Below are 12,766 nucleotides of genomic sequence, written 5' to 3'. Positions count from 1 at the left end.
GTTGGTGTTACAGTGAGTCGCTTCCAGCGAGTAATCGAAAGTAATGAGCGTTTATTTTGGACTTTGCACAGTGCAGGGTGGGCAGGATTTGCGCTAATTTACTACATAGGCTCTTTTCTACATGATGTAAGATCCATTTGGGTTTTCATTATCATGCTTAATGCATATGCAGGTTGGTTACTGACTATTCCGTTGCGCTATGTATATCGGTGGGCTCGAAAGCGTTCTCCACTCAAGATGATCCTCATTGTTATCGCATCGTGCTATATCGTGGCGCTGGTGTGGGCTGTAGTAAAAAACATCAACTATTGGGAGATTTACAAACACGGTTATCGCCCAGACGAATGGTATATGTACTTCACCAACACCATTAACTCGTTGATTATGGTTGGTTGTTGGAGTGGTGTTTATTTTGGTATCAAAAACTTTCAAATGCTGCAAAAAGAGAAGCAAAATGCGCTCAAAGCCAGCACTATGGCACATCAGGCTCATATCAAGATGTTGCGATATCAATTGAACCCTCATTTTCTATTTAACACGCTTAACGCTATCTCAACGTTAATCCTGTTGAAGGAGAATGACACTGCCGAAGCTATGGTTTCTAAATTAAGTAACTTTTTGCGTTACTCACTTGATAACGATCCCATTAAGCGAGTTCCGCTAGGCCAGGAAATAAAGGCACTTCGTCTCTATCTTGAAATCGAAAAAGTGCGATTCGACGACCGCTTAGAAGTCATCTGGGATATCGATACAAAATGCGAATCGGCATTGGTACCGAGTATGATACTTCAGCCCATAATTGAAAATGCCATTAAACATGCCATTTCTAAAATGGAAAATGGTGGCCAAATTGCGATAACGGCCCGTACCTTCGGCAATGACTTACTGATGGACGTGGCCGATAACGGCCCTGGTGCTGATATAAAAGATGGCAAATTGAGCCGTAAAAATGGCGTAGGACTTGTGAACATAAAAGAGCGCTTACAATCGCTTTACCAACGCAACTTTGCATTTTCTATTGAGCACAATCAGCCCTCGGGTGTACGAGTACGAATTCGTATTCCCTATGACGTAAAGGACGTATGATATGACCAAGCAAATGATTAAAACCATTGTGGTAGACGATGAGCCTCTTGCTCGCAGAGGGTTACGTGCAAGGCTTGAACGTCATAGCGATATTCAAGTGCTGGCCGAGTGCCAAAATGGTCTTGAGGCGGTAAGCAGTATTTCTCAACATCGCCCGGACCTCGTTTTTCTCGATATCCAAATGCCAGGGCTCAATGGATTTCAAGTCATTCACAAACTTCGTGAACTAAAACAGCCCATTCCAATGATTGTTTTTGTCACCGCATACGACAGCTATGCGATTAAAGCGTTTGACGTGCATGCGTTGGATTATCTATTGAAACCAGCAGATGACGAGCGACTTGGCGCAGCCCTCGATAAGGTAAGAGAATACACCAGCACGGCACACCAAGACGAACAGTCACAAAAGTTAGTGAGTTTAGTTGCAGAATTAACAGGCGACGACTGTGAAGAAATTTTACGCAAGCTAGCGAATGGTGAACCGGTAGAAACCAACCCTTACCCAGACGTGCTTGCTATTAAAGATGGCTCTGAAGTGACACGAGTCAATGTTCAAGATATTCAGTGGATAGATGCGGCTGGCGATTACATGTGTGTTCACGCGCTAGACGGTATGCACATCATGCGTAAAACCATGAAAGAGTTGGAGCAGGAATTGAACCCTCAGTTCTTTGTCAGAGTTCATCGCTCCGCAATTGCAAATATCCGTTTTGTGAAAAAACTAGTGAGTCATATTAGCGGCGAATACCACCTCATTTTACAAAATGATACCGAGCTAAAGGTGAGCAGAAGTCATCGCGACAAAGTGAAAGCTGCAATGAAGATGTAGTTGAGGTTTGGGCCTAAATTAACGCTTTTTTGCATTTTTACCGATAAAAAATGACTTTAATCATTGAATGGAAAAGGTTAGACGGTACTAACCATACCTTTTATTCATTATTGATTTCATTAAGGCAACTTGTGCGCTGTTTAAGGGTTTATTGTCACTGGTTGTGGTGAGCGGCACCGTAGTGGGTTCTCTGTTCACTTCTCCTACCATGACATTGTTCGTATCTGTACCCACTAGACTTACCGCGTATTCGCCTAATGAAGTCGCAAGTAGCCTGTCGTTGCTTACCGGAGTACCTCCTCGCTGCACATGTCCAAGAGTTACCGGTCTGACATCAGTAATTCCACTGTCGTTAAGCGCTGTAGTAAGGGCCTGCAGCCCTTGCGGCCATACGTTTTCTGCCACTACCACAATAAAGCTTACCGAGCCTCTCACGCGGCGCTGAGCATGAATTTGTGTGAGAATTTTCTTTATCTCACTTTCTGGCGATTCAAAGAATTCGGGTAAAATAACATAATCTGCTGCTGACGAGAGCGCTGCGTTCAGCGCTAAGAAACCGGCGTGCCTTCCCATCACCTCAACTAAAAATATGCGTTCAAATGCATCTGCAGTATCTCGTACCTTATCGATTGAGTTCATTGCAGTATCTATAGCAGTGTAATACCCAATGGTGGCATCGGTGCCGGCTATATCATTGTCTATCGTGCCTGGAATACCGATAATTTGACCATGGTAATGGTCGGCCAGATGTGTAGCCCCGCGAAATGAACCGTCACCACCAATAACAAGAAGAGCATCTACGCCTGCCTCGGACAAATTAGCAGCCGCTTGCTTTAATCCCGCTTCTTCAGTGAAGGCTTTACACCGAGCGCTGTGCAATACGGTACCCCCTTGCTGAATAAGGTTGTGAGTAGAGTCTAGCGAAAGAGAGATAGATTCTTGTTTAATTAATCCATTGTAGCCATGAAGATAACCTATTAAATCGTAATTCCGCTTTTTGCAGGCAATCACAATTGCCCTAATACATGCATTCATACCCGGTGCATCACCACCCGACGTTAATACTGCGACACGTTTTGACACAATAAAATCCTTCTCAGTAGGTTTCGTTCTTATAGTATGAAAAGTAGAGCAGACTGTCTGGAAGGTAAAGCCATTTATATTGCACTTTTTCCATCTTAGCGGTCTATACAGTATTACGCTCTTTGCACACAACATATTGAAGGCTAATCAAAATGCGCGTTGCTATTATCTTTGTTCTGCTACTTTCTCTTACAGCGTGTACCTCTAAGCTCGCTTACGACAACTTAGATTGGTGGGTATATTGGTATCTAGATGATTATGTAGAGCTTAACGATGAACAAGAAGAACGGTTTGATGACTACTTAACCAATTGGCTTCAATGGCATAAACGAAGTGAGTTGAAACGCTATGAAAATCAGCTTAAAACGCTGAAACAGCAAGTACTAAACAGCGAATTAGATTACGATACGGTTTATGCGCATATGAACGATGTGAGAACGCATTGGGAAAGGGTGAGGGCACAGATTAGCCCAGAACTTGCTGAGCTGGCTGTAGATCTTACTGACCAACAAATAGTGTCCTTATTCGCCACACTAGAAAAAGACAACAAGGAAGAAGAAGAGGAGCGGCAAGAGTTTCTCGAACAGTCAGAGGCAGAGCGCAGTGAAAAGCGTATTGAGCGGATGACTGACAACGTGGAAGAGCGCATTGGCGCTTTGTCTGAGGAGCAAAGACAAATTATTGCTACCTACAACGAACAGTTTGTGTCAACGTCTGACGAATGGTTGCAGTATCGCAGAAAAATTCAAAATGCAGCCCGTCGACTATTCATTACCAAAACCACTAATCCAAATTTTGTCCAAGACTTAACTTATTTAATGCAAAATCCAGATAAATACCGAAGCGAGGACTATCAGCAAGCAAGCGCCCATAATATGAAAGTGGGAGCAACCATGATTGCGGAAGTTGCATCCACACTCAGCGATTCTCAAAAGAAAACCCTGGTAGAGAATATTGATGAATTTATTGAGACTGTGGGTAAATTTCAAAAGTAGTCGTAAATCAAAAAAGTTATAAGCCAAGAAAAAGCGATAAATCGTCCCGTAAATTCGAGTACTTTTCGCTGTAGGCGTCTTTAAGTGGGATATTGTCCAATAATTTATAAAGGCGCCTGCATTCTCCTGCCATCTGAGAGTCTGCTTTGTTTATTATTTTAAATAGCTGAAGAAGGCACTGAAGCAGGTTCAAGGCTACGCCAATATTCACTGGGGCATAATTTTGGGCCAGAGCAAACGACGCTTTTGCTCGCTCAAATGAGTTCTGTTGATAGTGCTGAATACCTTCGCGGTTAAATTGCTGATAATTTGCCAAGTTGGTCTTTGCTTTTTCTGCCTTTTGTTCAAGCATTGAAGCGCTATTCTGATCTAATTCATCTGTTCTGGTTGCCACAATTTTCGACAGCGCAAGAGCATCATCGTACTCTCCCAATGTGTACATCACGTTAATACTATCGGGGAGATAAGCTGTGGGAGGCTCGGCGTACTTCTCCTCAATGGCAACTTGAGAGTTAACCAAGTGCTTTTTAGCATCAATCAACTTGCCGTCTATTGCGCTCACCCTGGCGTTGACAATATTTCCAAAAATGTCCACATCAAAATTTCGATCCATTTTCACAAGATGTTCGTCAAACTTGCCCCGTTGAAGTGCTAGCAATGCCTCTTGTTGATATTTGTTCCGCAGTTTTTGGTCTTCTGAATGCTCGGCAACATCTAGCAGGCTGCGTATTAACGTACACCAATGCAGACTGTTTTTATGTACGGTACGTTTAGATAAATTCCAAATAGCGCTGCACGAGAGAGACGCAGTGACGAAATCAAGATTTTGCTTTGCTATTTCGCAGGCTTGTAAATGACGGGAAACAGAGTAGGGCGATAGTTTTATTGCTTCCTTGATTGCGCTTAAGGCGGCTTCTCGGTTTTCTAACCCTTGATGGGCAAGCGCCAATATGTCGTTCGCATCAGCGCTAAAACGATTCCGCTTAAGGATTTTCATCGCGATAGTGATAGCCTTGTCGTACTCGGCGTTTTGAATGTAGGTTTTTCCCAATGCAATTTGAGCCCACAATACAGGCTTGCCGCTAGTGTAGGGGGCTAAGATAGCCAACGCCCGTTTACAGTCGTTTTTACGACAATAGGTTTCAACTAATAGCTGTTCACAATGGCCTTTGTAATGAGAAGGTTCTTTATACAGTTTGTTTAGCACTGTTATTGCATCAGTAAATTGCTCCTTCTCAATGAGCTCATAGGCATGCTGTAGAAACTGTCGTTTTTGCCATGCTCTGCTAATTCTGCTCTTCAATTGAACCTGTGAAAAGGGCTTAACTAAAAAATCATCAGGTCTTCTATCAATAGAACCAAGAACCATAGAGCGAGTACTATCTGCACTTATCAAAATAAATACAGAGGTCGTTTTTATCAGTCGCTTGACTCTTAGCTCTTCTACTAATTCATAGCCATTTTTGTAATCTGCACCTAAATGCAGATCGCACACCACAATATCAAACTTTGTGCGTTTGGCTTCAGAAATAGCGTGTTCTGCCGAGGATTTTGTCACGATGTTGGTCGCGCCCATCGATTGCAATAATCCTTTAAGCATAAGCAGAAATGGTCGCTGATCTTCAACAATCAGTACTCTTTTATCACTGTATTTCACTGCATCCCCAAAGATTTGCAGAGCAAGAATACATAATGATGGTTTAAAAATTCGTAATGAGCAATTTGATCCTTCAGAATATTCTTATTCAGCCGACAACTAACGTATGAATATCACTACAGTTTTTCATCATGAGCGTTGAGCAAGTCAATTCAAACAGCACTGTTGAATTAGACCCTAGTTATCGCTGGGAGTTTGACGGTACATTGGCAAAAGCCTCCTCACAAGGTTGCTTGTTTGCTCTTTATCTAGCCATGCATGAAAATGCGTTAGCCCATCCTATACATCTAACTCCACATGCAAAGAGCGAAGACTTACCCTATCAAAACGAAATAAGTAACCTCAGTCATTACAGGCAGCCCGCATTACAAGCTGCAGATAAAGACTGGGCGAATATGGCTACGTTGGCATCACTCATGTCATCTGATTTAGCCTCTGCTCGTTTATTCTTATCGATGAACCCTTCACCACTTGCCCAATCTGACGACGCTTCACGCATACCGGATGATGTAAAAGATAACTGTAGCTTAGGCACACAAAAGCGTTTAGCGAATCTTTACAGAAGTGATATCAAAGAAGATAACACCATGTTGTATGACATCATTAGCGCTAAAAACTCTAATGAAGAGGCTATTAGGATGGCAGTGTAGGGCAGTTTTATTGATTTAGATCTACTGCAACAGCGTTCTCTCGATTTTCCCATTGGTTTTACCTATCGTTTTGGTATACTGCGCGCCGCATTTTGCACTGGTCTTACGCTCCAATCAGCAAAGGTTAAAACAATGTCTACACAATCTGAATCAAAATATATTGTATGCGCGATGTACAAGTTCGTTGCGCTTGAAAACTTTAAGGCGATGCGCCAACCACTTACTGATGTCATGGAAAAAAATGGCATCAGAGGCACGCTACTACTCGCTCATGAAGGGATAAACGGAACCGTTTCCGGTCCTAGAGAAGGTATCGATGCGTTAATCAGTTACTTAAACAGTGACGAGCGGATTAACCCTATTTCCTGTAAAGAGTCTCTTCACGACGAGCAACCTTTCTATCGCACTAAAGTGAAACTTAAAAAAGAAATTGTCACCATGGGTGTTGAAGGGATAGACCCACGACGAACCGTAGGAACCTACGTAAAGCCCAGTGAATGGAATGACTTAATAAGCGACCCAGACGTTACCGTTATCGATACGCGCAATGGCTATGAAATAGAAATTGGTACGTTTAAAAACGCGATAGACCCAAAAACCGATACTTTCAGAGAGTTTCCTGAGTACGTCGCTAAGACCCTCGACCCAGCTAAAAACAAGAAAGTGGCCATGTTCTGCACAGGCGGAATACGCTGCGAAAAATCTACTGCCTATCTCAAAGAACAAGGCTTTGAAGACGTTTATCACCTGGAAGGCGGAATTCTTCAATATTTAGAAGATGTGCCAAAAGAAGAGTCTCTGTGGGAAGGTGACTGTTTCGTTTTTGATAACCGGGTTGCGGTAAACCACGATTTAGAAAAGAGTCATTACGAACAGTGCTATGCGTGTCGGCTGCCGATAACCGAAGAAGACAAAAAAAGTGATGTATATGAGCCAGGAGTAAGCTGCCCCCATTGCCATGGCACCCATACTGAAGATCAAATTTCCCGCTTTAGAGAGCGTGAAAAACAAGTGCAGCTAGCTAAAGCGAGACAGCAAGAGCATGTAGGAACAGACGCTAGGCTTACCATGGAACAGAAGCGTTTAGAAAAAGCTCAGGCGCAGCGCGAGCGGGCCTTAAAAGCAAATGAAAAAGCAAAATAAAAAGAGGCATAGACACTCGAAAGGAGAGACGATACACTCACTACATCGTTGTAAAGTTTTAAGGATTGAGAGTGAGTACTCAACTTTCAGATGCAAAAATTGAAGAGATAAGAAAAGACTTCAGTTTTTTTGACCGTGACGGAAATGGTCAGATAGATATAACAGAGTTTATTGAGCTTTTAACTATTATCTCGCCAAAAACAAAGGCGAGTCACGTTGAAGAAGGCTTTAAATTAATCGACGGCAATGACGACGGTTATATAGACTTCGAAGAGTTTTTAGAATGGTGGCAAGAGTGTTGGTGGGAATACTAATACGTTTGCAACAGCGACCAATTCAAACACGAACAAAAAAAGCGAGCATAAGCTCGCTTTTTTTGTATTAGCATCCGTGAATGTTTGATTGACTATTCTTCCTCAGAATCAGGCGCACTGGTATTACGGGGCTTGCGCTTTACAGGAACCATTCCAATATCCTCACCTTCCATAGGGTCAACACGTCTAACAGGCTTTGCTCTAACAGGTTTAGCATCACGGTTTTTACCTGTTGTTGGTTTTCCTTTGTTCTGCGTACTCTTCTTCTTAGTGAAACCTTCAAACTTTGCACTAAATTCATCATGAGGTTTACACTCAAGGGCGTATTGAAGATGAGTTTTAAGTGCCTCGAAACTGTTCCAGTCTCTTGGACCAACAAGAGAGAAAGCTTCGCCTTTTTGTCCTGCTCGGCCGGTACGTCCAATTCGGTGAATGTATTCATCGGCATTTTTGGGAAGGTCGAAGTTAACGACTAAACCTACTTTTGATAAGTCTAGACCACGAGAAGCTAAATCCGTTGTTACGAGAACACTTTGCTGACCTCTAGAAAAACTGCTCATGATAGAAGCACGTTGATGTTGAGCTAAATCGCCTCTTAAGGCGATAGCCTCAAGGTTATCTTCGTTGAGAATTGCTGCAATCCTATCGGTATCTTCGCGGGTAGCGGTGAACACAATGGCTTGGTTGTACTCTCTTTTAGCGAGTTCAAACCGAAGAATTTCGTCTTTGTTACTCACATTATCGGCAAAAAAACAGGTTTGTTCTATATCGCCATGCTCGCCCGTAGAACTACCCACAGCCACTCTTACCGCTGAATGAGTGAGCTGCGTTGTCATGTGCTTAAGCTCAATGTTATCGAGGGTGGCGGAAAATAACATGGTTTGACGTTTTCTGTGGTCGGCGTAGGTATTTATTAATTTAAGCTGAGCGGCAAAACCCAAATCAAGCATGCGGTCAGCTTCATCAAAAATGAGTAGTTCTAAGCCGTTTAAATACATACTCTTGCCAATCAAGTGGTCGGCTATACGTCCGGCTGTACCAACAATGATGTGTGGATTGCGTCGCAAACCTTTTACTTGGTCGTTGAAGTTATCGCCGCCAACAATCAGTTCGCAGGACAAACTTAGGCCACTACACATTGACTTTGCTTCAATAAAAACTTGCTTTGCCAGCTCTCTGGTTGGAGCAAGTATAAGCGCACGAGGGTCTTGTCGACTCAGTGCTTTTTGCGACATAAGTCGATTAATTGCAGGCACCAAAAAGGCAAACGTCTTACCTGATCCTGTCTTTGAGGACGCGATAATGTCCTTACCCTGAATACCGGGTAGCATTGTCCGCTCCTGAATTTCCGTAAGGGTGGTGATATTCTTACTTTCAAGTTTGGAAATAATTTTATGATGAACCGGTAAGTCAGTAACTAACAAGGTAGAGCCTCTATGTGAATATACCGCGCATTATCCCTCAAAGGTCACCGATTTGAAAGCAGGCGATTTATAATCTTTGAAAACATGCTCTGTTAAACATGGCTTCTTAAACATGGTCTCTTAAACATGGTCTCTTAAACATGGTATTTAAAACCAAAAAAGCCAGAAAATACTGCTTTTGAAAAAAGAACGGGATTCTTTTGCTCTCTTACGCGTTGTATTTTCTGGCTTTGTTAAATGCAGGAAAAGTTAGAACACCATTTCTGCTACATCGTCAGGCACAATAAGCTTACCAAGGGTTTTCTCTTTAATCTCTTCTACAGATACACCAGGCGCTTTTTCCTGCAATACAAAAGCACCGTCCTCTACGGATAAAACGGCGAGGTCAGTGATAATACGCGTTATACAGTTTACGCCTGTTAGGGGGAGCGTACACGCGGGTAGAAGTTTTGAGTTACCGTGTTTATCTGTGTGGGTCATAGTCACAATGATATTTTTAGCGCCTGCTACTAAATCCATTGCACCGCCCATACCTTTAACAAGCTTTCCAGGGATCATCCAAGACGCAATATTGCCAGACACATCAACCTCAAAGGCCCCAAGTACCGTAAAGTCCACATGGCCACCGCGGATCATGGCAAAACTTTCTGCACTGTTAAATATTGATGCGCCAGTGGTCGCCGTCACGGTCTCTTTACCTGCATTAATCATGTCTGCGTCAACTTCGGCCTCGGTTGGGTAACGTCCCATTCCCAATAAGCCGTTTTCTGATTGAAGCATAACGCTGATGTCGGCAGGCACATAATTGGCTGCAAGGGTAGGAATGCCGATACCGAGGTTTACGTAGTCACCGTCTTTAAACTCTTGTGCAACTCGCATTGCAATTTGATCTCTAGTTAAAGCCATTACACGTCCTCCTTTGTTACTACACGGCGCTCTATACGTTTTTCAAATTCGCCTTTAATAATGCGGTTAACGTAGATCCCCGGCGTATGAATTTCGCTAGGTGACAAGGTTCCAGGCTCTACAATCTCTTCTACTTCCACTACCGTAATTTTACCTGCTGTCGCTGCCATAGGGTTAAAGTTTTGCGCTGTGTGTCTAAATACACAGTTCCCAAACTTGTCGGCTTTCCACGCTTTCACAATGGCAAAATCGCCAGTAATGGCGTGCTCTAATATATAGGGTCGGCCATCAAATTCTTTCACTTCTTTGCCTTCGCCCACAGGGGTTCCATAGCCAGTAGCGGTATAGAACGCTGGAATACCGGCACCACCAGCGCGCATTTTCTCGGCCAGGGTACCTTGAGGCGTCAGCTCTACCTCAAGTTCACCGTTTAACAACTGTTTCTCAAATAGTGCATTTTCGCCCACATAAGACGATACCATTTTAGAAATTTGCTTGTCTTCTAGGAGTAAGCCTAATCCGAATCCATCGACGCCACAGTTGTTCGATACGACAGTAAGATCTTTTACGCCCATGGTTTTAATATGTGCAATCAAACCTTCAGGAATACCACAAAGACCAAACCCTCCAGCAATCACCGTCATTGAGTCCGATAATCCCGAGAGTGCTTCTTCATATGTGTTAACTACTTTATTAAATCCAGCCATTTAATTCTCCACCAATGGATTGTTAAGAAATAGTATCTGTTCTGTAGCAACTTATGTAAAATTGAATTTATCTTCTTATTAATAAGATAAAGTTATTAATTGCCATGAACATTTCCTATCGTCACTTGCGTGCATTCATCGAAGTTGCTCACTCTACAACGTTCGCAGAGGCGGCTGCCAAGCTTTTCCTCACTCAGCCTGCGCTATCTTCGTCAATAAAGAAAATGGAAGCTGAATTAGGTGGAAGATTATTCAAGAGAAACACACGAAATGTCAGTTTAACCCCCGAGGGAGAAGCTCTGCTACCCAACGCACTTCGCTTAAGTAGAGACTGGGATAATACGTTTTCGGATATTCAGAATTTATTCGCAATGGCAAAAGGTCAGCTTACCATTGCCGCAATGCCATCATTCGCAGATTCACATTTACCGAGTCTGCTGCGCGACTTTCATCACAAAGCGCCCAATATTAACCTTCGCGTTGTAGACGTAGTGATGGAGCAAGTCGTTCAGGAAGTAAGAAACGGACGTGCAGAAATTGGCTTTACCTTTGAACCTGAACATAAAGAAGGCTTAGAGTTTGAGAGCTTGTTCACTGATCATTTTGTGGTTGTAGCGTCAAAAGAGCAGGCTGCAAAATTCAATAATAAGTCGAGCTGGCAGCAGTGCCTTAATTTTCCTCTGGTGATGATGAATCGTGGTTCAGCGGTAAGAAAGTGGACTGAAGCAGAGTTGTTACAGTATGGCGAACCCAATATTGTGGCAGAAACCGGGCAGTTGGCTACGTTGGGAAAACTGATCAAAAGCGGGTTGGGAATTTCTATTATGCCATCAATTTGTCAACAGCAGATGGAAGCGTTGGGTCTTATAGCGCTTCCTTTTTCAGAAGCGTCTTCTGATACACTTCCCTGTGATAGAGAGCCCTGTGATAGAGAGCCCTGTGATAGAGAGCCCTGTGATAGAGAGCCCTGTGATAGAGAACCCTCTGACAAAGGACCATTATGTAAACGAGTGGGATTATTAAGAAACGAGCGTCGAGGGCTGTCTGTTTCAGCGCAAACCCTGTGGCAGCTAACCACAGAGCGCTATACTAATGAATAAAATGTCAGAAGATTAGTTAAAAGCTCGTGATTGAGTAGGGTACGCAGCAGTAGCAAATGCAGGAAAAGTGTTACCACTTTTTCTTGGGAGCGAAGAGTTCGTCGAGCTCGTCTCGTTCTTCTTCTTGCTTTCTCGCGCGATCTTTTTCGTTAACGCTTTTAAGGTCAGACTGAATTTCATTTAGCCATGCGTTCAGCGTTGCGAGTTTTGATGACACATATTCATCATGATTAATTTGATTTTCTAATGCGATTTTTGCTTTTTCGAAGTATTGACGGGCTGAGCCTAGCATATTTGAAGACTGAGCGGCTCGCCCTCGCTTGATCAGTGTTTCCACATTCACCTTAACTTGCAGTCTTTCTAACTGCTTATCTTCTTCAGAAAAAAGCTTTGAACCCACTTGGCCCTTGCTGTGTTCCGAGCGCAATAAAACACGAAGCTTTTTAACCGCTTGAATATATTGAATGATAGTTTTGTCGTTGTCTGGCAGTACAAAATCGACATTATCACTGCCATCGGTTTGAAGTGACGCGTCTGCAGCTTGCTTGCTACTCTCAATGCGTTGCTTTACATCACGGGTCGGTGCAATACTATCAATCGCCTCAAGAGCATTTGCCATGCGATTATGCAAAATACCGATAATTCGAGATGAAACAGTCATGTTGGTACAAGCAGTAAGCACGTTCTCCGTCTCATCAACAATGGTTTTTTGCTTTGCTAATTCGGCTCTTCGCTCAGCTTCCAGTTTTTGTCTGTGCTGCTGAATGGCGTTTATGAATATCGCGGCAATGAGCAATACAACAATTAGAATAATTATTATCACGTACATGCGTGTGGTTCCATCAGTTCATTATTTGTGAAACATTATTTTT

The 12,766-nt window shown here is 43.0% G+C and carries 13 protein-coding genes; 7 read left to right on the top strand and 6 right to left on the bottom strand.

Translation table 11 applies throughout. The annotated features are described in order from the left end of the window. The first annotated feature begins 12 nt into the window (after positions 1–12). Both V7R39_RS07705 and V7R39_RS07700 read left to right on the top strand, forming a co-directional pair. On the top strand, positions 13–1,086 hold the full coding sequence (locus V7R39_RS07705) for a sensor histidine kinase (protein ID WP_032094152.1): 1,074 nt from the start codon (positions 13–15) through the stop codon (positions 1,084–1,086). 1 nt (position 1,087) lies between these two features. Continuing rightward, on the top strand, positions 1,088–1,915 hold the full coding sequence (locus tag V7R39_RS07700) for a LytR/AlgR family response regulator transcription factor (RefSeq protein ID WP_334029812.1): 828 nt from the start codon (positions 1,088–1,090) through the stop codon (positions 1,913–1,915). Between the two features lie 87 nt (positions 1,916–2,002). On the opposite strand, the gene V7R39_RS07695 is transcribed toward V7R39_RS07700, so the two are convergent. Continuing rightward, positions 2,003–2,998 carry an ATP-dependent 6-phosphofructokinase gene (locus tag V7R39_RS07695; RefSeq protein ID WP_334029810.1) on the bottom strand — a complete coding sequence of 332 codons (996 nt, stop codon included), beginning with the start codon at positions 2,996–2,998 and terminating at the stop codon, positions 2,003–2,005. A gap of 152 nt (positions 2,999–3,150) precedes the next feature. On the opposite strand from V7R39_RS07695, the gene V7R39_RS07690 reads away from it, so the two are divergent. Beyond that, positions 3,151–3,993, top strand: coding sequence for a DUF6279 family lipoprotein (locus V7R39_RS07690; protein ID WP_334029808.1), 843 nt, complete (start codon positions 3,151–3,153; stop codon positions 3,991–3,993). A 16-nt stretch (positions 3,994–4,009) separates the two neighbouring features. Here the strand turns inward: V7R39_RS07690 and V7R39_RS07685 are convergent, their stop codons facing one another. Continuing rightward, positions 4,010–5,650, bottom strand: coding sequence for a response regulator (locus V7R39_RS07685; RefSeq protein WP_334029806.1), 1,641 nt, complete (start codon positions 5,648–5,650; stop codon positions 4,010–4,012). A 131-nt stretch (positions 5,651–5,781) separates the two neighbouring features. Here V7R39_RS07685 and V7R39_RS07680 point away from each other — a divergent pair, with 131 nt between their 5' ends. From V7R39_RS07680 to V7R39_RS07670, 3 genes are all read left to right on the top strand, one after another. After that, on the top strand, positions 5,782–6,300 hold the full coding sequence (locus tag V7R39_RS07680) for a VC2046/SO_2500 family protein (protein WP_334029804.1): 519 nt from the start codon (positions 5,782–5,784) through the stop codon (positions 6,298–6,300). Between the two features lie 132 nt (positions 6,301–6,432). Further along, a complete protein-coding gene (gene trhO, locus V7R39_RS07675; protein ID WP_334029802.1) occupies positions 6,433–7,443 on the top strand; it encodes an oxygen-dependent tRNA uridine(34) hydroxylase TrhO in 1,011 nt (336 codons plus the stop codon). Between the two features lie 71 nt (positions 7,444–7,514). After that, a complete protein-coding gene (locus V7R39_RS07670) occupies positions 7,515–7,757 on the top strand; it encodes an EF-hand domain-containing protein (protein ID WP_163106303.1) in 243 nt (80 codons plus the stop codon). A gap of 92 nt (positions 7,758–7,849) precedes the next feature. Here the strand turns inward: V7R39_RS07670 and V7R39_RS07665 are convergent, their stop codons facing one another. The 3 genes from V7R39_RS07665 to V7R39_RS07655 all read right to left on the bottom strand — a co-directional run bounded on the left by V7R39_RS07665 (position 7,850) and on the right by V7R39_RS07655 (position 10,794). Further along, positions 7,850–9,181 (bottom strand): DEAD/DEAH box helicase, encoded by a 1,332-nt coding sequence (locus V7R39_RS07665; protein ID WP_334029800.1) that lies wholly within the window; start codon positions 9,179–9,181, stop codon positions 7,850–7,852. A 249-nt stretch (positions 9,182–9,430) separates the two neighbouring features. After that, positions 9,431–10,087 carry a CoA transferase subunit B gene (locus tag V7R39_RS07660; RefSeq protein WP_334029799.1) on the bottom strand — a complete coding sequence of 219 codons (657 nt, stop codon included), beginning with the start codon at positions 10,085–10,087 and terminating at the stop codon, positions 9,431–9,433. Continuing rightward, positions 10,087–10,794, bottom strand: coding sequence for a CoA transferase subunit A (locus V7R39_RS07655; protein ID WP_269519810.1), 708 nt, complete (start codon positions 10,792–10,794; stop codon positions 10,087–10,089). Before V7R39_RS07655 ends, V7R39_RS07660 begins: the two co-directional genes overlap by 1 nt. A 104-nt stretch (positions 10,795–10,898) precedes the next feature. On the opposite strand from V7R39_RS07655, the gene V7R39_RS07650 reads away from it, so the two are divergent. Next, complete coding sequence (locus tag V7R39_RS07650) at positions 10,899–11,894, top strand: LysR family transcriptional regulator (RefSeq protein ID WP_334029798.1); 996 nt, start codon at positions 10,899–10,901, stop codon at positions 11,892–11,894. A 70-nt stretch (positions 11,895–11,964) separates the two neighbouring features. Here V7R39_RS07650 and V7R39_RS07645 read toward each other — a convergent pair whose 3' ends face one another. Then, complete coding sequence (locus V7R39_RS07645; RefSeq protein ID WP_334029796.1) at positions 11,965–12,723, bottom strand: hypothetical protein; 759 nt, start codon at positions 12,721–12,723, stop codon at positions 11,965–11,967. Positions 12,724–12,766: the final 43 nt, after the last annotated feature.

Origin of the sequence: Alteromonas sp. P256, assembly GCF_036864455.1 — a bacterium.
In the GTDB taxonomy this organism is placed as follows: domain Bacteria; phylum Pseudomonadota; class Gammaproteobacteria; order Enterobacterales; family Alteromonadaceae; genus Alteromonas.
The sequence above is the reverse complement of the archived record's forward strand: the minus strand, read 5'-3'. Positions and strand labels throughout refer to the sequence as shown.

What these genes read in the sequence shown, in the direction of transcription:
- V7R39_RS07700 (WP_334029812.1), top strand. Translation starts at nt 1,088, where the DNA reads ATGACCAAGCAAATGATTAAAACCATTGTGGTAGACGATGAGCCTCTT.
- V7R39_RS07690 (WP_334029808.1), top strand. Translation starts at nt 3,151, where the DNA reads ATGCGCGTTGCTATTATCTTTGTTCTGCTACTTTCTCTTACAGCGTGT.
- V7R39_RS07680 (WP_334029804.1), top strand. Translation starts at nt 5,782, where the DNA reads ATGAGCGTTGAGCAAGTCAATTCAAACAGCACTGTTGAATTAGACCCT.
- trhO (WP_334029802.1), top strand. Translation starts at nt 6,433, where the DNA reads ATGTCTACACAATCTGAATCAAAATATATTGTATGCGCGATGTACAAG.
- V7R39_RS07660 (WP_334029799.1), bottom strand. Translation starts at nt 10,087, where the DNA reads ATGGCTTTAACTAGAGATCAAATTGCAATGCGAGTTGCACAAGAGTTT.
- V7R39_RS07655 (WP_269519810.1), bottom strand. Translation starts at nt 10,794, where the DNA reads ATGGCTGGATTTAATAAAGTAGTTAACACATATGAAGAAGCACTCTCG.
- V7R39_RS07650 (WP_334029798.1), top strand. Translation starts at nt 10,899, where the DNA reads ATGAACATTTCCTATCGTCACTTGCGTGCATTCATCGAAGTTGCTCAC.
- V7R39_RS07645 (WP_334029796.1), bottom strand. Translation starts at nt 12,723, where the DNA reads ATGTACGTGATAATAATTATTCTAATTGTTGTATTGCTCATTGCCGCG.